Here is a 25,479-nt window from a genome sequence, read left to right as displayed (position 1 = left end):
ATGAAGACTCAGGCGAAGGTGGAAACAGAAAATTGGCAGTAGAGTAGGCTGAAGAGGATCAATCAGATAATCCGCTGAGAAAGATTTTCTTCTTTACATCTTTGGCATTTTATCAACCAGAAATTCCGGATACCCAAATAATTAAACTAGATGAGCAAGAACTGCAGATGAGTACAATCAAACAAATCTTGATTTATCTGTCATGGAGTACCTCTAGATGCTAAAAGTTTTAACCCATACGATATACAGACACCTTTTTTTGGCTCAGGTGATTGCACTATTAGGTACTGGACTTGCTACAGTCGCACTTGCCTTGCTAGCTTATGAGCTAGCACAAGAAAACGCAGGTCTTATTTTAGGTACCGTTTTAACTATAAAAATGCTGGCATATGTATTCATCGCGCCTTTCGCTTCGGCTCTATTGCGTTCATTGCCACGGCGGCAGGTACTAGTATCGCTAGACTTAATTCGTGCAGGGGTTGCCCTATTTTTGCCTTTTGTAACGGAGGTCTGGCAGGTCTACCTTTTAATCTTTTTTTTACAATCAACCTCAGCCTGTTTTACGCCTTTATTTCAAGCCACAATCCCAGACATTCTTACCGATGAAGATGACTACACTAATGCTCTTTCATTGTCTCGGTTGGCTTATGATATGGAAAACCTCATCAGCCCGACACTTGCAGCCCTGCTGCTATCGTTCATGAGTTGGCATGGCTTATTTTCAGGTACCGTATTGGGTTTTATCGCTTCAGCCGTCTTAGTAGCCAGCGTTAGTCTTCCAATAATCCGCCCTAGCCCAAGAACGGAGAAGAGCTTCATACAAAAGACAACAAGAGGTATCCGCTTCTACCTAGCGACGCCCCGATTACGCGGCTTACTAGCACTTAATTTCGGTGTTACTGCAGCCGGAGCCATGGTGTTTGTTAATACGGTAGTTATCATGCAAGCCAAGTTTGGCCTGACTGCCCAGGACACAGCTATGGCGCTAGCATTTTTCGGAGGAGGCTCTATGTTAGCTGCACTGCTTATGCCCGCTATGTTGAGAGTTGTAAAAGACCGCACATTAATGCTTATAGCAAGCCTACTATTAACATTAGGCTTGGTAGTGGCCTCAAACATCAGTAGTCCAAACATGTTGATGGTGATCTGGTCATTATTAGGTTTTGGTTATGCAATGGTGCAGACACCTTCTGGACGTTTACTGACCCGCTCCTCACATCCTGAAGATCGTCCAGATTTATTTGCTGCTCAGTTTTCACTTTCACATACATGTTGGCTCATATCCTATCCTCTAGCTGGATGGTTGGGTGCCACTTGGGGGTTACCCATAACCTTTTTAGTATTTGCTCTCGTTACACTCGTGGCAGTGATCGTAGCAGTAATGTTATGGCCCGCTGACGATCTTAGTGAAATTGAGCATACGCATTATGATCTGCCTGACGATCACCCTCATTCTAGCAATGGTCTTAAGCGACATACACACGTTTACGTTATTGATGAGTTACACACACACTGGCCTAAATAGATGATATAACTGTATTCAGATTCGACGGACGTTATTTTTAGGCTTCCATTGAGAATACATGTGGCTAAGTTAACTCCCTATAACATCACAAGCATGAAAAATAACAACAAAACCGATTGACGATCGGTTTTACATGTGTAATGATTACTTGCCAAACTAAGAAGGTGACCAATACTGTGAACTTAGGTGAACTTGAAAAAGCCGCGCTACAATTTTTCTGGGAATATGGTGATGCTGATGCTAAGCAGGTTTACGCGTATTTTGAGCCTAAACGTGGTGGCACACTGAATACCATTCAAAGTACTCTAGACAGGCTTTACAAAAAAGGTTTACTGAAACGCCATAAAACTGGCTATGCCTATGTATATCAAGCAGCAAAAACAAAAGATGACTTCATTGGAGAATTATTTGTAGACTTGACCAAGGACTTCTTTGAAAGCCCTGAAAGTGCACTTCATGCGGCTTTCTCTTCCATATCATCTAGCCTATCTGATAAAGAAATTTCTGAGCTGGAAGCGCTCATTGATAGGCAGCGAACTATGTCAGATGTGGAGTAATTGGTTTGTTTTTTGACCTAGCAGCGTTCCTGCTTAATATACTCTCTCTAGGGACAGTCGCGTTCTTTAGCGGTATTTTTGCATCAAGCTTATTAGTTAGTGCCAACACGGGTTTGTGGTCCTTCACCCTTGCTCCAGCTCGTAAACAAAAACTTATGTGGCTAACGGTAAGTATGCCATGGGCACTAGCTATAGCTTCGCCTGTACTCCTCGCATTATCACTAGAGACTATTTTCCCCAAATTGTCTGATATGATGCACTGGCATCATTCTAATGAGTTTGTAATAAACAGTTGGCATATTTATCCGACAATACTGTTGATCCTTGTATTCAGTTTCACCTTTGTCAAAAGCTGTGTATTAGCTGCTAGGCATGCACAAACATTCACTCACTTCAGGACATTTTCTGATAGCGAGGGGCTCCTTGACGTTAGAGAGCCAAATGCGTTCTCAGCAGGGCTAATCAACCCCCAGACATTCATAACGAAAGGTCTTGCAACTAAGCTTGATGCCTCTGAGTTAAAGATTGTTCAGTTGCACGAACTCAGCCATGTTAAGAACAGAGACTCCTTAAAAAAGCTCATTTTTGGTTTTATGTCCTCATTTTTCCCAAGAAGCATCAGCAAAAGGCTTCAGCATGAAATGGCTTTCTCAATGGAGTTAATAGCAGATAGCTTTGTGGTCTCAAGTGGAGTTTCTAAGTTTGATATTGCTACTACCTTATTGAAGGTGTCGAAAATTATCAGTACATATGAAAGAGGCCAAGTAGAGGCCAACATTCAATGTAACTTCAGTGGCAATGAGGTTAAGGCTCGCATCGAGAACCTGTTGACGCAGCAACCGGCAAGCACCATCACGAATTTCTCGCTTTATGGTTCTCTCATTCTAATCAGTTTATTTTGCCTGCTAAGCCTAGACACCTTCCATCACCTCGTTGAAACCTTTTTTCATCATTAGGAGTGACTTTTGTGGAAAACCAAAAAAAAGTTCTGCCCATAAAACCGATTGGTGGTCGGTTTTATGGTGTTATTACTCATGGCTCGCCAAAGCCAAAATCTTTCTATAAAAAACCGATTGTCGGTCGGTTTTTATTCACCAAACTTTTCATCGGTGTCGTCTTTGCTACGGCAATGATTGCATGGCTACCTGTGTATGCCAGTGATGATAAGGAGAATTTAAATTCGATTTCACTTAAAGAGGCTGTCAATAAGACATTGCTTCAACACCCAGACTTACCGGGATATAACGAGCTAATTAAAGGCGCTGATGGCTACATTCAGCAAGCAGGTGTGGGGCAACGGCCAGAGCTTAGTTTCATGCTTGAAGATGCCATGGGAACAGGCTCATACAGCAATATAAGAAGTACTCAATCCACACTGAGCCTAAGTTGGTTGCTAGAAAGTGAGCTATTAGATAAACGGACCATTATTGCCGAGAGAGAGAAGTCTAGCTTAGTCATACAGCAGGAAGTAAAACGATTAGACATCGCTTCTGAAACGGCGAGATATTATCTTTCTGCCCTGTACTTTCAAAAGAAAAAAGAGCTTGAAAATGACGCCGTAGCTGAGCTTGAGCGTGTAGAAAAAGAAGTTAGCCGACGTGTAAGAGCCGGAGCTGCTCCAGATGCAGACAGGTATCAGGCAATAGCTAATCTAGAAGAAAAAAAGCTCTCCCTCCACAACAGCAGTTATGAAATTGATGCAGCCGTTAAGAGTCTGGCTTCTCAATGGGGGGAGTACGAACCGTCGTTTTCTGAGGTTGAAGGTGTTTTAGATTTACCAACTAAACGTATTAACTTTGAACAACTCAGAGAGTATCTAACCAATCACCCGAATATCGAAATTTTCTTAAGCGACGAGAGAGTTGCCAAATCAAAAGCTGAACTTGCTAAGTCCGAAGCAAAAACTCAATGGCGTTTCAACGCTGGAATTCGTCGCAATGAAGCGGCCAATGATTATGGTCTGGTAGCCGGATTTACGATCCCCCTGGGCCGTCCTGACCGTAATGCGGCCCAAATACGGGCACTCGGAGCTGAACAAGCAGCTTACCGTGCCGATGCTGAGGCTACCCGTATTCGTATGGAAACCGACCTAGCGAACTACGTTCGTTCATATGAGCGGTATCAAAACTCTGTCACATCACTACAAGAAAAAGTGATCCCCAGCCTTCAGCGCGCAGCTGATGAAGCAGAAAATGCCTACAAGTTAGGAAAGTACAGCTTTGTTCAGTGGAGCTCTGTTCAGCAAGACCTCATCCAGGCTCAAGAAACATTATTAAACCTGCAATTCCAGGCTCACCTCAATCGTGTCGAAATTGAGCGCCTGGCTGGTGTTGCCCTGTAACTCAAAGGAAATCATTAATGAAAAATCTACGCAGTAAAGGCCTGATATTGGCTATGCATTTGGCGTTACTTCCGCTGGTATCTACTCCCGCACACGCAGTGGAGAATGCGGAGGCTGTCTACGAAGAGGTAGAGAAAGGACCAAACAACGGAAGAATGCTAAGACAGGGTAATTTTGCCATTGAATTAGCCATATACGAGGATGGAGTTCCACCTGAGTTCAGGGTATGGGCATCACAATCAGGCCAACCGATTAGTCCAGACAACGTCAAGGTCGATGTTGTTCTAGATCGGCTGGGCGATGTTAAAGATAACATCGGATTTTATCAGCAGGAAGACTACTTGAGAGGAGATATGGCCATCTATGAGCCTCATTCTTTTGCTGTGAAACTTAATGCCGAGTTTCAAGGCAAAGAATACACCTGGTCTTATGACAACTTTGAAGGCCGAGTCGTTATCAATGATGAAATAGCAAAGGCAAGCGGAATTAAAACAGAGAAAGCTGGCCCAGCAAACATACGTAAGACCATTTCAGCCTACGGGCAATTGATTTCACCGATAGAGAACACCAGAACCATTTCTGCCCGCTTTGATGGTCTTGTGAGAAAGGTACATGTCAATCTGGGTGATGATGTAAAAAAAGGCATGCCACTTCTGACGGTAGAGAGTGATAAAAGTCTAAATTCTTACACTATCTATGCCCCTATTAGTGGCGTCGTTACCAACAGAAACATTAATACCGGCGAGCAAACCAAAGGTAAAGAGTTACTACGAATTGTAGATAAAAAGTCTTTAGCCGCAGAGCTGTTTGTCTTCCCTGAAAATCGTTCAAAAATTCAATTGGGTAACCCCGTCTCTCTTGTGATTGAAGGGGTAGCTGCGCCCATAGAAGGTCAAATCGATTACATAAGCCCTGAAATGGACGGCCTTGAGGGTGTGGCAATACGCGTATCGATTAAAAACCAATCAGGAAGCCTGAGCCCTGGGGCGATGGTGAAAGGAACCGTTACCACAAATATTCACGAGGTACCTCTTTCGGTTAAGCGTGATGGCATTCAAGCATTTAGAGATTTTCAGGTCGTGTACGCAAAAGTAGGCACTACCTACGAAGTACGAATGCTTGAGTTAGGAGAACAAGCTGGTGAGTGGGCTGAAGTCAGGGGTGGTCTTGAACCTGGAACAGAATACGTCACCAGTAGCAGTTACGTTATAAAAGCCGACATAGATAAGTCAGGCGCATCACACGACCATTAAGAGGAAACTATGTTAGATACCATATTAAGAGCGTCTCTGAATGGCCGTTCAGTGATCATGGCATTAGTGTTATTTGTCAGCATGCTTGGGATCTGGAACTTCAACCGTTTACCTATTGATGCTGTACCAGACATTACCAATGTTCAGGTAGTTATCAACACTGAAGCACCTGGCTACACGCCTTTAGAAGTTGAGCAGCGAGTTACATTTCCTATTGAGACTGCTATGGCGGGGTTACCTAACCTTGAATACACCCGCTCAGTGTCTCGCTACGGACTATCTCAAGTCACAATCATCTTTAGTGATGACACTGACGTCTACTTCGCCAGACAACTGGTCAATGAGCGCCTCACAAATGTGAGGACCAAACTTCAGGCCTCATTAAACCCGGAGCTAGGTCCCATTGCTACTGGTCTCGGTGAAATATTTATGTTCACCGTTGATGCAAGGCCTGGCGCAACAAAAAAAGATGGAAGCGCAATCACTCCTACAGACCTGCGGACTGCTCACGACTGGATAATTAGACCACAGCTTCTGAGGGTCCCGGGAGTCGTCGAAGTCAACCCAATAGGTGGTTTTAAACGTGAAGTATTGATAGCCATTAAACCGGAAAAGCTACTTTTCCATGAAGTTTCACAGCAAGAGCTTATTGAGGCGATCTCCAACAGAAATCAAAACCGTGGTGTAGGTTTTGTTGAGAAGAAAGGTGCACAGCTTTTATTACGTGTTCCTGGTCAGGCAAGTAGTCTTCAAGAAATTGGCAATATCTTAGTGAAGTCCTCTAAGAAAATGCCTGTACGTGTAAAAGACCTTGCAGACGTCCAAGAAGGTATTGAGCTTAGATCGGGTGCTGCCACTCAGGACGGTCGTGAAGTCGTAATGAGTACTGTCTTCATGCTTGTCGGAGAGAATAGCCGAACAGTAGCGAAAGGTGTGGCAGAAAAACTAGAGGCCATCAATGCGAGTTTGCCAGAAGGAATAGTGGCAAAGGCTGTTTATGATCGCACCAAACTCGTTGATAAAACACTCAGGACTGTGCAAACCAATCTGCTGGAAGGCGCATTACTGGTCATTGTCATTCTGTTCTTCTTACTCGGCAATGTTCGTGCTGCGTTATTAACTGCAGCGGTAATCCCTCTCGCAATGCTAATGACAATATCGGGCATGGTACAAACCCGAGTCAGCGCGAACCTCATGAGTTTGGGCGCGCTAGATTTTGGTCTTCTTGTTGATGGCGCCATCATCATCGTTGAAAACTGTTTACGTCGTTTAGGCATCGAAGCTAAGCAAGGTAAAACACTCTCATTATCTGAACGATTGGACGTGGTCTATAGCGCCACTCGCGAAGTCATCAGGCCAGCAATGTTTGGTGTCTTTATCATCACGGCTGTCTACCTTCCGATTTTCTCTCTTACAGGAGTGGAAGGAAAAATGTTCCACCCTATGGCGATAACCGTTGTCATCGCTTTGGTTTCGGCAATGATCTTGTCCGTTACATTCGTACCAGCTGCAATTGCTTTTCTTTTCAAAAAGCCACTAGTCGAGAAAGAAAGCAAAACTTTCAATGTTCTACAAAGTGGTTATCAGTGGTTACTGATCAAGGCAATAAAAGTTAGGTGGCTGGTGCTCTTGCTTGCTGCATCACTTGTCGCTTTATCAGGCTGGTATGCGACCAAATTGGGAAGTGAATTTGTTCCTAACCTTGATGAAGGTGACATTGCGATGCATGCACTACGCATTCCTGGTACATCACTCTCTCAGTCAATTGAGTTCCAACAAATCTTGGAAAGCAAAATTAAGGAATTGCCTGAAGTACAGAGGGTATTTGCAAAAATTGGTACTGCTGATGTTGCGACAGACGCTGTTCCACCTAGTGTTGCAGATAACTTCATCATCCTTAAACCACGCTCTGAGTGGCCTAACCCGGATAAATTAAAGAGTGAAGTTGTTGCTGATCTAGAGGCGTTAGTTAGTGACATTCCAGGTAATCGGTATGAGTTTCTTCAGCCAATTCAAATGAGATTCAATGAACTTTTGTCGGGTGTACGTGCTGAGTTAGCGATAAAAGTATTTGGTGATGACTTGGATTTACTGGCCGAAGTAGGCAGTAACATCGAGGAGGCTATTTCTGACGTCAACGGTATCGTTGACGTGCAAGTAGAGCAAACGAAAGGTCTACCTTTTCTCACTATCGAGCCTAGATTCGACGTGATGTCTCGTTACGGAGTCAGCCTGGACATGCTTCAAGACCAACTCGCCATCGCGATTGGTGGGCAGGTATCAGGACTCTTTTATGAAGGGGATCGTAGTTTTGATATTACGGTTAGGCTGCCTGAAGATCGTCGTACGGATCTCGATACTCTGGGTTCCTTACCTATCCAAGTTACAAATCAACGGTATGTCCCTTTAATGGAGCTTGTCGACTTTAGCTACACCGATGGTTTGAATCAGGTTAACCGTGAAAATGGCAAACGACGAGTTGTCGTCACAGCTAACGTTCGGGGTCGTGACTTAGGATCTTTCGTGGAAGATGTTAAGAGCACCGTCAATGAACGAGTTGATATTCCAGCTGGTTATTGGGTGGAGTATGGCGGCACATATCAAAGCCTTCAGTCAGCCTCCCAACGTTTGATGGTAGTTGTGCCTGCAACGTTATTGATGATTGTTGGCTTACTTCTGTTGGCGCTTCGCTCCTTTAAAGATGCCATGGTGATATTCACTGGTGTACCACTAGCTCTGACTGGTGGCGTACTGGCATTGGTCATAAGGGATATTCCATTTTCTATTTCCGCTGCGGTTGGCTTCATTGCACTTTCAGGCATAGCCATTCTGAATGGCCTAGTCATGGTGTCGTTCATCCGGGAACTGCTTAAAGACGGACTTGAAGTGACCGAAGCGATCGTCAAAGGGGCAATGACTCGTTTACGACCTGTCATTACTACAGCATTTGTCGCATCTCTGGGCTTTGTACCTATGGCACTCAATACAGGTATCGGTTCAGAGGTTCAAAGACCATTAGCAACTGTTGTTATTGGAGGTGTTATTTCATCCACGTTATTGACTTTGTTTGTACTTCCGGCGCTATACCGGACCGTGCAAAGAACAAACAAAAAAACTACATAAACTCAAAGGATTAAAGGAAAAAGCAATCATGTTTAAATTGTTGTTAGTGCTAGGTCTAATTTTGATTAGTCCGTTAGCTTTTGGTCACGGTATGTCACCTGAAGATCAGGCTCGCATGCTCAATGCTAACTTCATGGAGTACATAAGCTTAGGGGCAACCCATATGCTTACAGGGTATGACCACCTGCTGTTTTTATTTGGTGTCATGTTCTTTCTAACCAAGTTCAGCAGTATCGTTAAATTCATCACGGCATTTACTGTTGGCCATTCGATCACCTTGATATTTGCCACACTGCTAGGCATCAAAATTAATTACTTTTTGATTGATGCTGTCATTGCGTTAACAGTCTGTTACAAGGCCTTTGACAACCTAAATGGCTTCAAACGCTATCTAAATACAAATCCACCTAGCTTAATTTGGATGGTCTTTGGTTTCGGTTTGATCCATGGTTTTGGCCTGTCTACACGCCTCCAAGAATTGCCTTTGGGTACAGAAGGTTTAGTAGCAAAAATCCTGGCATTCAATGTCGGCGTTGAGTTAGGTCAAATCGTTGCACTTGCTGTAATGCTGGCTCTACTCACTGTATGGCGTAAGCGTGAAAGCTTCACTAAGTTTGCAGTCACCTCTAATGTCAGTCTAATGGTGGCTGGTCTGTTTTTGTTGGCGTTCCAACTTCATGGATACGCGCACACAAAATACACAGATGACTTCCCAATGAATAAAGACGATCACTTCCATACACACCAAGATATGGCCTTAGCTATTAAGAAAAGTGCTTCCAGTTCTTCGGAGGTTTTATCTAACAGCGCACTCACCGGTGACGCCTCTTCGAAAGATTTTGAACACTCACATGACGGTAGTAATTATCACAGCCATGTGGATAACAATGCTGAGGAAGAGGTACCTGCAGTCTCAGTTGATAACTCTTATGACGAAAGGCTTCATACCCATGATGGAGAAAATTATCACATAGACAGTGAGGTCATTTCAGAACAAGAGCCAGAACCTATCATGGAACAAGAGACCTATGATGAAAGTGCTCATCGTCATGGTCTTGGTGATTACCACAGTCACTGATATTAATAGAAATCATAGAGTTCACTTGTGTTTGAGAGATAAAAAAGTATGAGTGATAAATTCATCGTCAACTGTGCCCTGGAAATACTTAGAGAGCTAGCCGCAACTGAGAATGAAATATCGGTCGGGAAGTTACATTCAAGCTGGGCGAAAGTTGAAATTCAAGATATTAAGCTCATTGGTCGTTCAGATGGGTATGCTGTTTTAGAAGCAATAAACTATGCTTTACCTGACACAACCTACTTGATGCTCACTGACGCAGGGGAGCTTTGTGAAATCAACGATAGTTGTAACTTCTAGAGTGGTTATTGTGCAATCTAATTCACGAAGATAGTTCATACAAAAATGTGAGAAAACAGCCTAAAATATATGTCGAAATCCCTCCACCGATAATAATCGGTAGAGGTTTTTTGCTTTCATGTGGGTAAAGGTAAATTTTTAAGTTCTAAAAGTGCCTTGCGAAACTCTTCTGGAGTACTCACTTTTGGACACTCTACTCTCTTCACCCTGGCCAATGATTCAAGTTGTCTAAGTTGTGCCGGCTGTATCGTATTAGGATCAGCTTTCACGCCACGACTTTTACTTGCATCTACCACCTGCAACTGTGCAGGTTTGCTGACCGAACCCGTCTGCTCTGTGGAGCTGGCGGTCTTTGTCACACTAGCCGCTGAAGTTTGAGCCTTAGTATCAGATGTTTCCAATTCTACAGGCTTCATCACTACAGACTGACTTGGACTTGGTTTATCAACACTTGCATTATCAAAAGAAAGACCTTGGGCTTGCATGTCGTTATCTTCATCAGAATCGAAGATTTCCCCACCAAAACCCAATCGAGCCAATAATCGCTGAAATGCTGCTGTCTCCCCAGTTTCATAATCTTTAAGATACCAAACTGCTTTGATTGCAGAACTTTCCGCGACTACATTGCCTTCTTTGTCCACTAATTGCGACTTAAAGACAACTCTACGCTCTTCCATGAACTCTTTGATGTGCTGTTCTGGTAGCTTCCCTTGTGCTGCAAGTGCTACACACAATTCCTTTCGGCCTTGTGCAAAATCCAGGTAATCGGTTGCTTGAGACAGTACGCGATAGCCTTTATCTGGGCCATATACCTTTAAAAAATCAGGTATACGGGCAGAGACTTTCACATATCGATTCGTTTCACCGTTGAGGTTTTGGATTTGAACAACTTTTGAATTAGTTGCAGCCATTATGCATCTCCTTCTATTTTAGTTGTCTTGTCCATAACTATCATAATCACCGGAATAGTAATCCATATCGTCAGGCATGTTAGATGATGGCTGCTGCATATCTCCTGCTGGATTGTTTGCACTTGATCTGCTGTCTAACATGGTCATTTCATTACCAACAATCTCTGTTGTGTATTGATCTTGACCTTGCTGGTTTTGCCATTTCCTAGTTTGCAATTTACCTTCGATATAGACTTGCGAACCTTTTTTTAGATACTCCTGTGCAATTTCACCTAACTTATTACGCAGTATTACCCGATGCCATTCAGTCCTTTCTTGTCTTTCGTTTGTTTGCCGGTCTTTCCACGACTCACTGGTAGCGATTCTCAATGTACAAATGCTACCGCCTTGAGGAAAGGCACGGGATTCAGGATCAGCACCCAAACGACCAACCAAAATAACTTTATTAACTGACATAATTTTCTCCTAAAAGGGTTTTCTACACTCTCGTTGAGGGTAGAACCTGAAATTGGTATTTAACCTTGGTCAAATACTGATGAGAGCAGTAATAAACGCTACTGCTGAACGTTTCAGACTGAATATCAAGTATTCAGCGCAGAAACCCTTTTTTTGGTTGAACTGTTTGTCAATGTAGCTAAAAAAAGAGTCACCGTTAAGGCAACTCTTTAAAACGTTTAACCAACCTCCAGTTCGTGTGAAAAGAAACGTCCGTTAGTTGATTTCTTAGTATCCATAGATACTACATTTCGATATGACAGAATATTTATTTCCTTGTCCATATAGAAGTGCTTTTCATATCGACCTAACAACAAGTAGGCAATATAAGAGCTAAAGTTATGTAACCGATACTCAGTACCAGACATTGATGTGATTGGTTCAAGCACAGTTTTCAGCTTTATCGCTATGCGAGATAAGTCTGAACTCAACATATCAGCTGAAAATAATGCACATAAACCATCCAGAATTTCTGGGTTATGACCTTCTAACCAGATAGAACTGGGTCGTTTACGTCCATCAATAACGGGCTCTGAAATCTTGATGGTGAAAGTTTTTTGTGTATATGGATCTAATACATCCACATCCCAGATATCTCCGGTATGCTGCTCACGCTGCATAGGAGTATCCGTCATAGGAAAACTACTTCGATGCTGGAGTAGTTTTGCAATGGCACTTACTTGTCCTTTCATCACCTGCTTTTCTCCCGTAGGAGGAAAAGCCATACTGAATGCTTTGCCTGTGACATTTGCTAATTTATTCAGTTTTTCCTGTACTTTATCTGGCATCTCTTGCTGAAGATCGAGTGTTAATATCTTTGCAAAAAGCGCCAGGTCATCTGTTGCTTTGCCTTCATTGGTCATAAACCAAACTTGTTCAGGCATACCGTTCTTTTCTGTCAGAAATAGACGGCAAGGTTCATTGCTTGGAAGATCGAATGTCCAAGCGTCCTTCGCTAAAGTGGAAATATCGTTTTGATTGCTCATTTGACGCTCCTTTTTTTACAAAAAGGGGCCAAATGACATTATCCGCCCAGGGCCGATGTTCATCTGACCCCGAGGGTGTTGTTGTGATCGGATTAGATCACAAGTATTGAGTGTCGGATAGTGCCGACGTTCACTTCAAAAGCAATATTGTTATTGCTAAGAAAACCTTATTGCAAAATCAACATATATGCAGACTTTGCGATAAGGCCGTTATAGCTAATTTGAATGGAAATATAATTAAATATGTCTGCCCTCCTTAGAAGACAGACTCTTTATGTGAAATACTTTGAGGAGTATTGATACATCCGTAGATATATCTATTTGAGAGCAGAAAGTTCGTTCTGCTAGCGATTCAGTCAGCAAAATTAATCACTGACAAGAATGTAATTCATTTTGTATGAGTGGATTTTGGATGTCAAGAAGTCGACTTTATTATATAAATCTCCAACCTAAGCTTTTTAGTCAGTACCGTACAATATTAATTGAAACACTTGATTAGTTTTTATATTTACTAATGAAAAAACTTTGGCAAATTGACTTTCTTAGTTACTAATGAATGCATTTATATTGTTAAGTACTTGCAAAAGTAGATGCTGTTTCCACACAGTTCTTTGTTTTAGTATACAAAGCAGTTGGGGCACTAATATCATTAGATTAATATATGGGCCAGAAGAGCTAGAAAATATGCAAATATTCCATAACCAATAACAACTGAGAGTGTTACTTTATCACTTCCTGTTTCGGCTCTTAACATAGCAACCGTTGCCACACACTGCAGTGCAACAACGTAAAACAATAACAATCCAATTCCAGTGCCAATTTCCATCCCTTCGCTTCGGACTTTATCAGCTAAACCAACTAGATCACCATCAGCGCCATCCATACCCAACAGTGTACCTAAAGTACCAACAAAAACCTCTCTTGCCAGAAAGGATGAAATTATGGCTACACCATAACGCCAATCAAGTCCTAAAGGCGAGAATACTGGCTCAATAAAATGTCCTATTTTGCTTAGATATGAATTCTCAAGACCTCCAGGCTCTAGTGGGAAGTAGCCAAGAATCCAAACGATAGTAGAAACAAGAAAAATAATAGGGCCTGCACGGTAGATAAATTGTTTTCCGCTATTCATTACACGATTGATTAAGGGTTTCCAGTGAGGTAATCGGTAAGCAGGCAACTCAAGAATGAAAGGCATATCGACATTATCTTTTCCAATTTTCGTATATCGACTGAGCATAAAACTTACCAATAAAGCAGTCATAATCCCAAATAAATACAAACAAAAAAAGGTAATTCCCTGCAAGCTAACAATTCCATTGAGATACTGGACCTCTGGTATAAACACACTTACTAAAAGAGCATAAACAGGAAGCCTAGCTGAGCAAGACAGTAATGGGATTGTCAGCATCGTTATCAACCTTTTGCGTGGTGACTCAATAGTTCTTGCTGCCATAATTGCTGGTATAGCGCAAGCGTGTCCTGACAAGTATGGTATAAAAGTGCGTCCTGATAATCCAAAATAACTTAATGGTCTATGACAAATTAACGCAGCCCTAGCAAGGTAACCACAATCCTCCAACAAACCGATTACAAATGTAAGAACCATTATCTGAGGCACAAAAACTAAAAATGAACCGATCCCTGAGAATACAGCATCATTAATGAAATCTGCAATTAGACCCGTGCCTAAATATGACGAGATATATGATGCGAGAGAAGTAATACCATTTTCTACAGCATCCATCAAAGGTGCAGCCCATGTAAATATACTTTGAAAAAGTAAGAACATAACTACCATAAATACGATGCCACCAATTGAATTGTGGAGTAGAAAATGGTCTAAAGCGTTTTGATTTCTGAGTGATATTTCAGGCTGAATTCCGAACTGATTCCCAACCTTTCTGGCTAGTTTACGTATAGACTTTTCGTCACCAACAGAATGTTTGGGCAAATATAGATTTGGGAGTTTAGTTATAGTCTTGATAGTCTTTTTTAGATTTTCAATACCCTGTCTCGTTTTTGCTGAAATTGGAATAACTGGGCTACCCAGCACCTCAGACAAAGACTCAGAATCAATGTGATGGCTCATGCGTGCTATTTCGTCAATCATATTTAGTGCAAAAAGGATTGGCTTTTTGTATTGCTGAGCCAGGCCCTGCACCTGAAGACCGAAAACCAAACTTCTCTCCAAACGAGTTGCATCAAGGTTACAAACTATCAGTGAAGTTTCCGTCGATGTCATAGCCTCTCGAAGTTTTTCCACCGCTAGAGCTTCATCGTGGGAAAGTGTATTCAGTGAATAAGCACCTGGAAAGTCAACTAACTCATATTCATTCAGGCGCCCAGCTTTTAACTCGACAGTTACTCCAGGAAAGTTAGCAACTTTTTGCTTCAGTCCTGTCAATTGATTAAAGAGAAGTGTTTTTCCTGAGTTAGGTTTTCCAACAAGTAGAATTCGTTGCATAATTTAATAGAACATCTCTCGATAGTTATATATCGTTGAGCTTAGCTCACTTATCCTAAGGCGATTACCTGTATCTGCTTGGCCAGACTAGGATCCAGTGAATAAATACAGTCACCGACTTGTATAACAATAGTGCCGTTGAATGGACCTTTACATAAACACCTTATCTGCTCACCAATTCCAAGACCTAAGTCTTGTATGCGTGCATCAAGAATAGGATTAATGTCTTTATTTGTGGCTAGAATAAAGGCAGACTTTCCCTCCTGCAGTTGCCATAAAGTACAAGCTAATGATGAGTCCGTCATTCTCATTCTGTATTTAGGAAGATTTAGAAATAAATGCGTGGTCTTTACTCAAAACATAGGTACGCCACATTGCATACTTCGGGATAAAGTCTATGTGTTTTTTGATTATAAAGCCGGAGTTTTCAAACTCTTTTTCTACCATTTCAACAGGAAGAACAAATCTATTTTGATAACTTTGGTTCGTTCTTTTTCTCTCAAGTTTTTTCCGTCTCCAGGCTTTATAATTACCATCTACCCATAATGAAATAATCACCGATTGGCGGGTCACTCGATGTAATTCATCAAGAATTTTCATTCTGTCTTCTGATGTCCCGATATGATGTAAAAGTCGAATACAAAAAACACAGTCCACACTATTATCATTCATTGTCAAATCGAATGCCGATGTTTGCAGAGTTTGGATTTTCTGGGTTATCTCATAAGGGCGATAGGCCATACCAATATCTATCATTTCTTGGCTATAATCTGCAGCGATAATTGCTCTGTTCTTCTTTTCAGCTAACAACGGCCAAAATCGACCAGTCCCACATGGCATATCTAGAATAGAATTAGGATTTCCTGCGATTTTAAGAGCTTGCCTACAAATCTGCTGGTCTCTCCAATTAGAAATCTTACGCCATAGTCCTGACTGATGTTTTTCAAAGTATGCTTTTGCATGCTCTGCATCATATTTTTTTGAAAACTCAAGATCTTTTCTTTTCATTGCTTATCACTTCTGAGGTTTATCATATTTATTACTGATGTCTTTTTTTGTCAGGAAGTCAGGACGATGCGTTGAAGCATCAAGTAAACTCTTAGTAGCTGACTGGATATAAGCACTAAGCCTGTGGGACATTACATTTTTGTCATCAGAGGATGAAAGCGTAACCTCAGGCAACTTTCCCAGTTGATAGCTATAAAGCTTTTCTTTGTCATAGGCATCTCTAACCAGTATTTCTTCACCACTGATAATCGCTGTTGTTGGATCTGAGCCAGAAGGTTTAATGATGGCAAACCCTTTATCATCTATATTTAACAAGTCTCTACCCCAACAACTATGAACACTCTTACCTCCAAGTAGGCCAGCGATTATTGGAGCGATGTCCACCTGAGATCCGACCATTGTGTTTCTTCTGCCATACTTCTCAATAATCCCCGGCCCAATAATTAGTAATGGAACGTGAAATCGAAGTAGATCTATGTCTGTAAGTTGACGGTTTGTACCAAACCCATGATCGCCGACAATGACAAAAATTGTATTTTTATAATAACTAGATTGTTCTACTTTCTTAAAAAACTGCCCGAGAGCCCAATCTGAATAACGCATTGCTGTTAAATGTTCATCTAGCGAACCAAATCCTGTAACAGGTCTGACAGGTAAAGGTATCGGTAGTGCATAAGGTGTATGGTTAGATAGTGTCTGTAGAAAAGCAAAAAAAGGTTTGTCTTTTGGAAGTTCTTTCAACTCTATCTCAGCACGATTAAACATGTCCTGATCAGAAACGCCCCATGTAGGATCGGAAAATATAGGATTGACGTAATCATGTCTGCCAATAAACCTCTGCATGCCTTGAGTACCAAAGAAGCCTTTCTGATTATCCCAAGCAAAATCACCGTTATAAACATACAAGCTTTGATAGCCTCTATCAGCGGTGATTTGTATCGAGCCTGAAAATTTCCTTGTTCCCTCAGGTTGCTGCATCAAATACTCGTAATGAGGCAAGTTTGGAAAACATGACACTGAAGCAAACATGCCTTGATGTGTATGCGTCCCATTAGAAAAAAAACGTTCGAATAGCAGTCCCCTTTGACTTAATTTGTCAAATTCAGGGGTGATGGAGTAGTCATGCCCAAGAGCACCGACATACTCACCACTGAAACTTTCCATCAGAATAAATACGACATTTAATGGTTCGCTCTGAAGTCCTTCACCCGCATCGTATTGCCTATAGGTAGGTGAAGTATCAGAAGATAGCAACTTATCTTTGCTTGTTAAAAGCATTGTTTTCACGATTGAATTGGCTTCATCTAACGGCATTTGTTTAAGCCATTTATTGTCAACTTTACGACTTCCAATAATGGCTTTACTCAAGGTATATACGCCATTCAACGCTAAGTGATTTGAAAATAAGTATTCACTATGAAATGCATCTCCCCATCTAAGAGGAGGCCCCTGCCTTAGTGTTCCTCTAGCAGCGACGATACTAACAATCAATAATAAAAAGAAAACACATAATCGAGTTGAATAAGAAATTTGTCTCTGCCCATGAGCTATATGATCACTGTTCTTTTTTAAGGCGTAATAAATAATGGTTACAAGAACAACAACCAGCATTAAATATTTAATAACCGGAAATCCATACCAAACCATGCTTAATACGGTACCGGGCTCTTCCTTTAAATACTCAAAAACAAGGCTATTTAGGCGAGTGTGAAACTCATGATAAAAGTCAAGTTCCATCACTGCTAGGAAAATCAATAAGCTAGCTACAAAAGTCAACCATACAAGATATAGTTTACGAAACTTAAAACCCTGTCTAAATAGCATTCCTAGAACTAAAGGGGTAACAGCATATACCGTAATTATTAAATCAAATCTCATACCAATTAAAAATGATGCACAAAGATCGGTCATTGGTATTTGAGTAGCAAGCTCATGATTTCTCGCAAGTAATATTAGTCTCAATACTGTTTGTAAAATCATGAGAATAAAAGCAGAACTCAATAAAAAATACACGTCTGTTTGTAATGTGGACTGATTTTTTGCTGTTGTCATAGACTTATTTTCCAATCAGATCGCAACTAATTAAAACTTCATTAGCAGCAAATTATTAATACTGATTTATAACTTTTTTTAGTTAAAAGACTCATAAAGACAGAATGTAAAAGAACATTTCTAATAGAGAATGCCTATCCAGATGCCTGCGGCTATCACTAAGCCCAATAAAACCGCTAGAGAGCCGTAATCCTTGGCTCGACCAGACAATGGATGCCAGTCCATCCCAACACGATCGACAACACATTCAATGGCAGAATTAACTAATTCGAGAATCAAAACCATTAGTAGGCTGCTAATTAAAGCAATTCGCTCTATAGCAGTAACATCAAATAAAAACGTAAAAACGGTAAATATGATAAATACTAAAAACTCTTGTCTAAATGCAGCTTCATTTTTTAGAGCCGACCTCAACCCATTCCAAGAATATGTTGTCGCATAAAATAAACGTTTTATCCCTGTGTGCTTCTTGATAAATCTATTATTTTGTCGTGATTCATTCATTTTTCAGTTACCAAATCAATGAGCTTTACTAGCAGGTGATTGTTTGAATGAAAAAAGAAGAAATAGCATCATGGATAAAAGCGCTGCAGTTGCACCATAATGACTGAGTCCAAGCCCACCAGAAGAGGGGGATTTATCCAGAAAATCACCAAGTACAGCTCCTAAAGGCCTTGTAAGAACGAATGCAGACCAAAAAAGTAAGGTTTTAGAAGCAGTCGTTAAATAATTTGCGGCTAACAATATGATTAGGATTCCACTGAATAAAACAGCACTTCCCAAATAACCTACTCCAGCTGTATCTGCCGTCCAATCTCCTAATGCCGTTCCTAATGTTTGAGAAAACATAATTGTCAGCCAGTAAAATACTTCTGCTTTAGGTTGATTAACGGAGGCGACGGATACCGTTCCAAGGCGGCTGTACCAAAGTGCTAAACAACCAATCAAAAGTGTTAAAAGAAGCATTGAGCCTCCGAGGTATCCAATTCCTAAAGACCGAGTTGTAAAGTCGGCTAATGTTGTACCAACAGTTGTAGTGGTAATTATGGTGAACCAGTAAATCAGTGGGTGAAATTTTTTAGCGAAGATCTGAACACTTACAGATAAAACAAACAAAGTGAAGAAAATACCTGTCGCGGCGAGATAACCTAGATTCATTTTCATTGAAACAGCATCACCACCGGTTTCCCCGAGTGTTGTCGAGATAATTTTTAGCACCCAAAACAGTAATGTTACTTGTGGCACTTTAGACATAATATTTTCTGAATAATTATTCACAGTATGTTCCTCATATAATTTCTCTTGCTTGTATCAGTTCAAAGTACTGGCTTGGCTGTTTCAACATTTACGCCATTTTCAAGCACCAGAAAGTGGCCATAATAGACAGCGACAAACAATGTAATAACTGCTGCAGATTCAAGTGTTAATATCAGCCAACTAAATAGACCTTTTAGGCTACAATTTCTCCACCTAATCAATATTTGTGTAAGAGAGGCAAATGCAAATAAAAGCACTGCTGAGTTGGCGACGAATTGATGTTGTTTTAAAGGTTCTTCTGCAAAACCACTGGCAAGCGCTTTATCAAGGGCAATATCACCGAAACCTGCACTCAGATAGGCAATCACCGTTCCAAAAATTAGTAGTTTGAATCCCACACCTGAAAAACCAGAATTTGAGGATAAGTCTTCACACTTGAGTTGAGCGGTGATCTGAATGATTACTGAAGCCGGCAAGACAGCTATTGGAATCTGAACAAGCAATGGGTGAATATGAGCAGGATTAATCATTTTCCTCTCCACTATCGATCAGTATTTTCGATTTTTTTAAGGTATTTTCTCTGGAGAAATATATCCACAAAGCCAAGCTTGAAAACCAGCAAATCAATGCGGATGTTAAATCATGACTTAAAAAGTGTGCCCCACGCAGTTGTTGAGAAACCCCATAAATAAGTCCAAAAAATAGAACACAAAGCAAAACAGTTTTTGCATAATCGGGGAAATAGTTTCGAGAGAAAAAAAATAGAGTGAAATATGTATATGCAGAACTTGCATGCCCTGCAGGAAAGCATTGACCTGATTCTTTTATATTAGACTCTAATATGCTTCTTACCCAGGGGAAATACGGTTGGTCTCCCCCAAATGCAGTTAGATCCCATGGACAACTGATATGAGTAACGTGCTTGAGTAGAGATACAATTAAAGTACCTAAAGGTATACCAATAACTAGATACTTTAATCCTGAATTATAATTAGATAAGCGTTTATTTCTGAATGAAATAACATATATACCCATAATTGATATATACAGCGCGATTACTAAATGATGCCCCCACTTATGAATCAGCGTTTCTGTTAGCCAGTGCTTCTTAAGTACCCAACTACCACCTTCAGCGCCGTAAATAATCTGAGCAATTACGTAGTCACCATTCAAACCTTGCAAATAGAAAATAGATACCAAGTAGATAATAACTGGGAATAAAATCCATCTTGAATATGGCATACAATCGATCCCTAATTAGCCACAATATTTTTGACTTTACAACTTCTGAATATGTCTAATTCTGGCTTGTAAGCGTCGGTATATATATCCAGTCCTCCGAGAATCGAATGAAACAGATTGTCATGTGAATATTTGTGGCTAGTTTTTTTATCTAAGCAACTACGGTCAATACCAAATTCATTCTCAAATGATTCCGATATCCAAAATATCATAGGTATATGTGTCTGCTCTTTAGGTGCCATAAAATAAGGAGCACCGTGCAAAAACATATTTTTTTCACCCAATGATTCACCATGATCTGAGGCATATATCATGGCTGTGTCATTTGTTAGTGACTTACTTTTCAAATAATCAATGATCTTACTTAGCACGAAGTCTGTGTAGAGGATCGTGTTATCGTAAGCATTAGTGATTTCATCTACAGAGCAATCTTGTAACTGTTTTGTTTTACAAGCTGGCTTGAATTGTTCAAAGCTGGACGGTACACGCTCAAAGTAGGCTGGACCATGACTTCCTTTCTGGTGCAAAACAATAAACAGATCATTTTGTGTCGAGGCTAAAACATCATCAAGCCCCTGAAGTAATGCTTCATCGAAGCACTCATTTTTATTGCAAAAACTGGCAAATTCTAAGTGTGATATCTTTAAATTATCTACCCTGTCACATACACCTTTACACCCACTATTGTTATCACGCCATGATACGCTCATCCCCGCGTCTGATATTACATCCAGTAAGGACTCATATTGACGACCTTTTTTATCAGTGTAGTTATCCCGTCCAAACTTTGAGAACATACATGGCAGAGATACAGCTGTGGCAGTTCCACATGAAGACACATCTGAAAAGTTTAAAATGTCTCTTTTCTCTAGTTCAGGAGTTGTTTGTTTAGAATATCCATTCAGGTGAAACTCTTGTGCCCTAGCTGTTTCACCTACCACAAAGATAAAGACAGTGCGTTTGTTCTTTGTTAACCAAGTAGGGCCTTTTGAAACTCCTTGAGAGATTGATTGAATTGGTTGTGCAGCAGATTTCCATTGTTCTTCTAGTAATGATTTAGACGCTGATATGTAATTTACTGGATTAATTAGGTAACGAAGTTCTCTATTATTTCGTAGTAAGGAGGCATAGTCTTGATAAAACATTAAAGCGATTAGTGCGACGACAATCAGGCTTGAAGTCATTGATAGAGTATTAGCTAAGATTTGTTTATGAACTGGTCGGTATTTAATGTTTATTTTGAAAATGACACAACTCGGCAAAACTCCCCATATAAACATGTGTGTCAAAAATGAAAATGTCAACAGATCTCTTGCTTCAGCATAATCTGTTTGGAAGACATTTTGTAACATACTGGAATCAAGTAATATGTTATAGACATCCATAAAGTAGCTTGCTGCAGCCGAACATAAAACGATAATGATAAGAGCGAGTTTTTGAATATGCTTATATGCAAACAAATTGAACAGAAAGTTATTTGTTGCAGTAATGAAAAAGGCACAGGAAATTAGGAATAATAATGTGTGCAGGGACAGGTTAGTTTGAGCGTTATAGATACCTAGCCATAGACTTTGGTTATATACAACAGCAAATAAGACCGCCAAAAGTAACGAGAAATACTCAGCTCTGAAGCCAATGTTTGAAATTTTAAGCAACTTTGCCATGTGGGCGTATCCCTACTCCATAATTGAGATTCACAAAGTCGCAATACTAGTTAAGATTTCACCTCACATCGTTACCAAATAGTAATCATTACAATTTGGTAATATAAGTTTCTACATATGACTATCAGAAATCGCTATTCTCGAATTCTATGAAAATATTGTTAATTGAAGATGATATTGAAGCTGCCACATCGCTTCAAAAAGGTCTAAAACATTCGGGGTATGAAGTTGTTCATGCTTCCGATGGTCTACATGGTTTTTCATTAGCCAATACACAAAATTATGATGTATTGATCATCGACAGAATGCTGCCAAATCTAGACGGTTTAACAATCATACGGAAACTGCGTGAAGAGGATATTCATACACCAGTCCTAATATTAAGTGCATTAGGTGAAGTAGATGATAGAGTCACTGGACTTAAAGCGGGTGGCGATGATTATTTAGTAAAACCGTACGCATTTAATGAGCTACTTGCTCGGATCGAAGTATTAAATAGGCGAAGTTTAACCAATGTCGAGAAAGCTGAATTAGTCATTAACGACCTGAAACTAGATCTTATATCTCATACCGTGACAAGAAATGGAATCGCAATAAGACTACAGCCAAAAGAAATGCAACTACTCGAATACTTTCTTCGCAATATTAACAAAATTGTTACCAGAACAATGCTCTTAGAAAAAGTATGGGGTTTTCATTTTGACCCTGAAACTAATCTAGTTGACACTCAGATCTCTCGTCTCAGAAGTAAAATAGATAAAGACTTTTCTCAGCAATTGCTTCATACCATTAGAGGCAAAGGATATATTCTTAGTGAAGACCCCTCGAATCCTAAAAACTAGTGTCATAAAGCTTGTCTTAAAATACGCTATTTTCATAACAATTCTAATTACCTTAGGACTGAGCTTTCTCTATTGGTCAACAAGTCAGTATACCGATGCACAACTCGAATCAGGTTTGAAATTTGAGTTATCAAAACTTAAAGAAGTCGATGCAACTCAAGGAAGAGAAAAACTTATTTCTATTCTTAGCTCAAACTGGCAAGAAGGATTGGATACACGTCATTACTATCTATTAGTAAATGATAAAGGTGAAAAAATACTTGGTGACTTATTAGCATGGCCCAAGAAACTAGATCCCAATGAAGAAGTTGTGAATATTTGGATTGAAAATGATATTGCGCCTATACATTTAGAGGAAAATGATGGCTACTGGCCAATGATAGCCGGTAAGTTAGCTGATGGCAGTGAGCTACTGATTACATTGAGTGTTTTACCTGCGGAAGATATACAGGAATTTACCCTCTTTATTATAGCTATCATATTGATTACTTCCATCATTTTTACAATGATGATGGGATGGTTTTTAGGACAAACAATTCTCAAACGAATAGATAACATAAATAATACGGCTAAAGCTATTGAAACAGGTGAACTTGACCAACGCATCGTTTTATCAAGTAATAACGATGAGTTTGATGAACTTGGACAGCATCTAAATAGCATGTTAGACATGATAGAAAAGCTTTTATCAGGCATGAGAGAAGTTACTGATAATATCGCACATGACCTTAGAAGCCCTTTAACAAGAGTTCTCAACCACCTGGATGTCGCTTTGTTAGAAAGTCGCAGTGAAAAGGAATATAAGCAGGTTATTCAAGATGCTGTAATCCAGATCCAAAGTTTAATAACGACTTTTAATTCTCTTTTAGAAATCACACAAACCGAGGCTGGCAGTTATAGGGGGGAGTGGTTAACAATTAACATATCATGCATTTGCACTGACATTGGTGAACTTTATGCTGCTGTAGCAGAAGAAAAAAATAAATACATTCATCTCGACATTGCCCCAAATCTTACCATCATTGGTAATCAACATTTACTATCATTAGCAATAAGTAATCTTTTAGAGAATGCTATCAAATACACATCAAATAATGGAAAGATAGAACTCAAGGTTAGAACTTATCAAGACTCAACTGCCATAGTAATCAGCGATGATGGACCAGGTATTCCAGAAGAATTTCACGACAAAGTATTTGAACGCTTTGTTCGTCTAGATAATTCTAGAACTACTGAAGGTAACGGTCTAGGGCTAAGTTTAGTGAAAGCTGTAGTAGAATTGCATGGAGCAAAGGTTTACCTTAATGACAATCAACCTGGTCTGAAAGTGAAAATTGTATTTGATGATTAAAAAACATCGAAATGGAGTTTTGGGAAACTCTCGCGTAGATGAGAAGCAAAAATGGTTGATGAAGTAGCAGGTGAAATAGAAACCGCTCGTCTAGGTTACTTAGCCTCTCCATATACGTTTTATATGGGAAATTTGAAAGGTGTTGAATAATATTTAACAACAGACCTTTTTTGCTCTATCCCAAACTGGCTTTTGTCAAACTGTACACCCCCCTTTCCCATTACGTTACCAGACTTACTCAATGATAAGGTTCTTCTGTTCTTTATAGCATATCAGTTAGCTATATTTCGTAATCTGGCTAATCGATCAACGGAATATTATGGACGTGTAAAACATCATGATTAACAGCTATATATGGCAATTAATGATATTAACCACACATAAACCAAAGCGATGTCACCTCAGAAAAACGGTATTTGTGAACGATTCTATAAGACTATATTCCAAGAGTTTTATTAGCTCACGTTCCGTGAGAAATTGAACTCATCACTGAATAAATTGCAAAAAGACTGAATGCGGCACCGGTCTTCTATACGTTCACCTAGTTAAAGAATGGAGTCACCGAAAACGACTCGCCATATGCAATTGATTGTTGGACCAGCCATTTTACAATCTGGTCAGACGCGGCTATCAGGCCGGAGATGGACAACAGAGCATATAGCGAGAGATATTTGCCAATCATGGACGTTGCCTAACCCTTCAGGGCCAGAATGCGTCTGGCTCCGTTAAGCACGACAATTCCCGCGATGGTACCGATAATAAGATCCGGATAATTGGATCCTGTCCACACGACTAGGGCGCCAGCGGTGATGACGCCCAGGTTTATCACCACGTCATTGGCCGAGAATATCCAGCTTGCCTTCATGTGCACCCCGCCTTCTCGATATTTGGATATCAGCAGCAAACAAGTGGTATTGGCAATCAGTGCGACGAATGCGATAAGCATCATCACCATCGATTCCGGCTCGCTACCGAAGACGAAGCGTCTCACCACCTCTGCGAGCACGCCAACAGCCAGAATCAACTG

At 40.4% G+C, this 25,479-nt stretch carries 23 protein-coding genes and 1 pseudogene; 11 read left to right on the top strand and 13 right to left on the bottom strand.

The window, feature by feature from the left end; all coding sequences use genetic code 11:
- The first annotated feature begins 217 nt into the window (after positions 1-217).
- The 8 genes from AC13DA_RS02320 to AC13DA_RS02285 all read left to right on the top strand — a co-directional run bounded on the left by AC13DA_RS02320 (position 218) and on the right by AC13DA_RS02285 (position 10,177).
- Positions 218-1,525: an MFS transporter gene (locus tag AC13DA_RS02320; protein WP_007146206.1), complete on the top strand. Its 1,308-nt coding sequence runs from the start codon at positions 218-220 to the stop codon at positions 1,523-1,525.
- Positions 1,526-1,701: 176 nt separating this feature from the next.
- Positions 1,702-2,082: a BlaI/MecI/CopY family transcriptional regulator gene (locus AC13DA_RS02315; RefSeq protein ID WP_007146205.1), complete on the top strand. Its 381-nt coding sequence runs from the start codon at positions 1,702-1,704 to the stop codon at positions 2,080-2,082.
- Positions 2,083-2,087: 5 nt separating this feature from the next.
- The gene (locus AC13DA_RS02310; RefSeq protein ID WP_007146204.1) at positions 2,088-3,038 is read left to right on the top strand and encodes a M56 family metallopeptidase; all 951 of its coding nucleotides are present in this window, start codon (positions 2,088-2,090) and stop codon (positions 3,036-3,038) included.
- An 11-nt stretch (positions 3,039-3,049) separates the two neighbouring features.
- The gene (locus tag AC13DA_RS02305; protein WP_482945839.1) at positions 3,050-4,423 is read left to right on the top strand and encodes a TolC family protein; all 1,374 of its coding nucleotides are present in this window, start codon (positions 3,050-3,052) and stop codon (positions 4,421-4,423) included.
- Positions 4,424-4,440: 17 nt separating this feature from the next.
- Positions 4,441-5,676: an efflux RND transporter periplasmic adaptor subunit gene (locus AC13DA_RS02300; protein ID WP_007146202.1), complete on the top strand. Its 1,236-nt coding sequence runs from the start codon at positions 4,441-4,443 to the stop codon at positions 5,674-5,676.
- A gap of 9 nt (positions 5,677-5,685) precedes the next feature.
- Entirely contained in the window at positions 5,686-8,799 is a 3,114-nt protein-coding gene (locus AC13DA_RS02295) for an efflux RND transporter permease subunit (RefSeq protein ID WP_007146201.1), read from the top strand.
- A 28-nt stretch (positions 8,800-8,827) separates the two neighbouring features.
- Positions 8,828-9,877 (top strand): HupE/UreJ family protein, encoded by a 1,050-nt coding sequence (locus tag AC13DA_RS02290; protein ID WP_007146200.1) that lies wholly within the window; start codon positions 8,828-8,830, stop codon positions 9,875-9,877.
- Positions 9,878-9,925: 48 nt separating this feature from the next.
- Positions 9,926-10,177, top strand: coding sequence for a DUF6488 family protein (locus tag AC13DA_RS02285; RefSeq protein WP_007146199.1), 252 nt, complete (start codon positions 9,926-9,928; stop codon positions 10,175-10,177).
- 116 nt (positions 10,178-10,293) lie between these two features.
- Here AC13DA_RS02285 and AC13DA_RS02280 read toward each other — a convergent pair whose 3' ends face one another.
- The 12 genes from AC13DA_RS02280 to AC13DA_RS02225 form a co-directional block, all read right to left on the bottom strand.
- Positions 10,294-11,088 carry a hypothetical protein gene (locus AC13DA_RS02280; RefSeq protein WP_007146198.1) on the bottom strand — a complete coding sequence of 265 codons (795 nt, stop codon included), beginning with the start codon at positions 11,086-11,088 and terminating at the stop codon, positions 10,294-10,296.
- An 18-nt stretch (positions 11,089-11,106) separates the two neighbouring features.
- Positions 11,107-11,544, bottom strand: coding sequence for a single-stranded DNA-binding protein (locus tag AC13DA_RS02275; RefSeq protein WP_007146197.1), 438 nt, complete (start codon positions 11,542-11,544; stop codon positions 11,107-11,109).
- Positions 11,545-11,762: 218 nt separating this feature from the next.
- The gene (locus AC13DA_RS02270; protein ID WP_007146196.1) at positions 11,763-12,569 is read right to left on the bottom strand and encodes a hypothetical protein; all 807 of its coding nucleotides are present in this window, start codon (positions 12,567-12,569) and stop codon (positions 11,763-11,765) included.
- Positions 12,570-13,218: 649 nt separating this feature from the next.
- Entirely contained in the window at positions 13,219-15,036 is a 1,818-nt protein-coding gene (gene feoB, locus AC13DA_RS02265; RefSeq protein WP_007146195.1) for a ferrous iron transporter B, read from the bottom strand.
- 50 nt (positions 15,037-15,086) lie between these two features.
- Entirely contained in the window at positions 15,087-15,341 is a 255-nt protein-coding gene (locus AC13DA_RS02260; protein ID WP_007146194.1) for a FeoA family protein, read from the bottom strand.
- A 13-nt stretch (positions 15,342-15,354) separates the two neighbouring features.
- Complete coding sequence (locus AC13DA_RS02255; protein ID WP_007146193.1) at positions 15,355-16,044, bottom strand: class I SAM-dependent methyltransferase; 690 nt, start codon at positions 16,042-16,044, stop codon at positions 15,355-15,357.
- A 6-nt stretch (positions 16,045-16,050) separates the two neighbouring features.
- On the bottom strand, positions 16,051-18,096 hold the full coding sequence (locus tag AC13DA_RS02250; RefSeq protein ID WP_007146192.1) for an LTA synthase family protein: 2,046 nt from the start codon (positions 18,094-18,096) through the stop codon (positions 16,051-16,053).
- A 120-nt stretch (positions 18,097-18,216) separates the two neighbouring features.
- On the bottom strand, positions 18,217-18,600 hold the full coding sequence (locus AC13DA_RS02245) for a diacylglycerol kinase (protein ID WP_050797557.1): 384 nt from the start codon (positions 18,598-18,600) through the stop codon (positions 18,217-18,219).
- 15 nt (positions 18,601-18,615) lie between these two features.
- The gene (locus AC13DA_RS02240) at positions 18,616-19,374 is read right to left on the bottom strand and encodes a COG4705 family protein (protein ID WP_007146190.1); all 759 of its coding nucleotides are present in this window, start codon (positions 19,372-19,374) and stop codon (positions 18,616-18,618) included.
- Positions 19,375-19,412: 38 nt separating this feature from the next.
- Positions 19,413-19,883 (bottom strand): DUF2231 domain-containing protein, encoded by a 471-nt coding sequence (locus AC13DA_RS02235; RefSeq protein WP_007146189.1) that lies wholly within the window; start codon positions 19,881-19,883, stop codon positions 19,413-19,415.
- A complete protein-coding gene (locus AC13DA_RS02230) occupies positions 19,876-20,595 on the bottom strand; it encodes a phosphatase PAP2 family protein (RefSeq protein WP_007146188.1) in 720 nt (239 codons plus the stop codon). Before AC13DA_RS02230 ends, AC13DA_RS02235 begins: the two co-directional genes overlap by 8 nt.
- A gap of 11 nt (positions 20,596-20,606) precedes the next feature.
- The gene (locus AC13DA_RS02225; protein ID WP_007146187.1) at positions 20,607-22,259 is read right to left on the bottom strand and encodes a phosphoethanolamine transferase; all 1,653 of its coding nucleotides are present in this window, start codon (positions 22,257-22,259) and stop codon (positions 20,607-20,609) included.
- 149 nt (positions 22,260-22,408) lie between these two features.
- Between AC13DA_RS02225 and AC13DA_RS02220 the strand changes: the two genes are divergently transcribed.
- The 3 genes and pseudogenes from AC13DA_RS02220 to AC13DA_RS02210 all read left to right on the top strand — a co-directional run.
- Positions 22,409-23,101: a response regulator transcription factor gene (locus AC13DA_RS02220; RefSeq protein WP_007146186.1), complete on the top strand. Its 693-nt coding sequence runs from the start codon at positions 22,409-22,411 to the stop codon at positions 23,099-23,101.
- On the top strand, positions 23,073-24,452 hold the full coding sequence (locus AC13DA_RS02215; protein ID WP_273270763.1) for a sensor histidine kinase: 1,380 nt from the start codon (positions 23,073-23,075) through the stop codon (positions 24,450-24,452). The genes AC13DA_RS02220 and AC13DA_RS02215 overlap by 29 nt, the downstream gene beginning before the upstream one ends.
- 57 nt (positions 24,453-24,509) lie before the next feature.
- Positions 24,510-24,908 (top strand): annotated as a pseudogene (locus AC13DA_RS02210) (transposase family protein); the annotation flags it as partial.
- A 235-nt stretch (positions 24,909-25,143) separates the two neighbouring features.
- On the opposite strand, the gene AC13DA_RS02205 reads toward AC13DA_RS02210, so the two are convergent.
- On the bottom strand, positions 25,144-25,479 hold a 336-nt coding region (locus tag AC13DA_RS02205; RefSeq protein WP_482945838.1), incomplete at its 5' end, for a cation efflux transmembrane domain-containing protein.

This window comes from Methylophaga sp. F-2 (assembly GCF_056859315.1).
The sequence above is the reverse complement of the archived record's forward strand: the minus strand, read 5'-3'. Positions and strand labels throughout refer to the sequence as shown.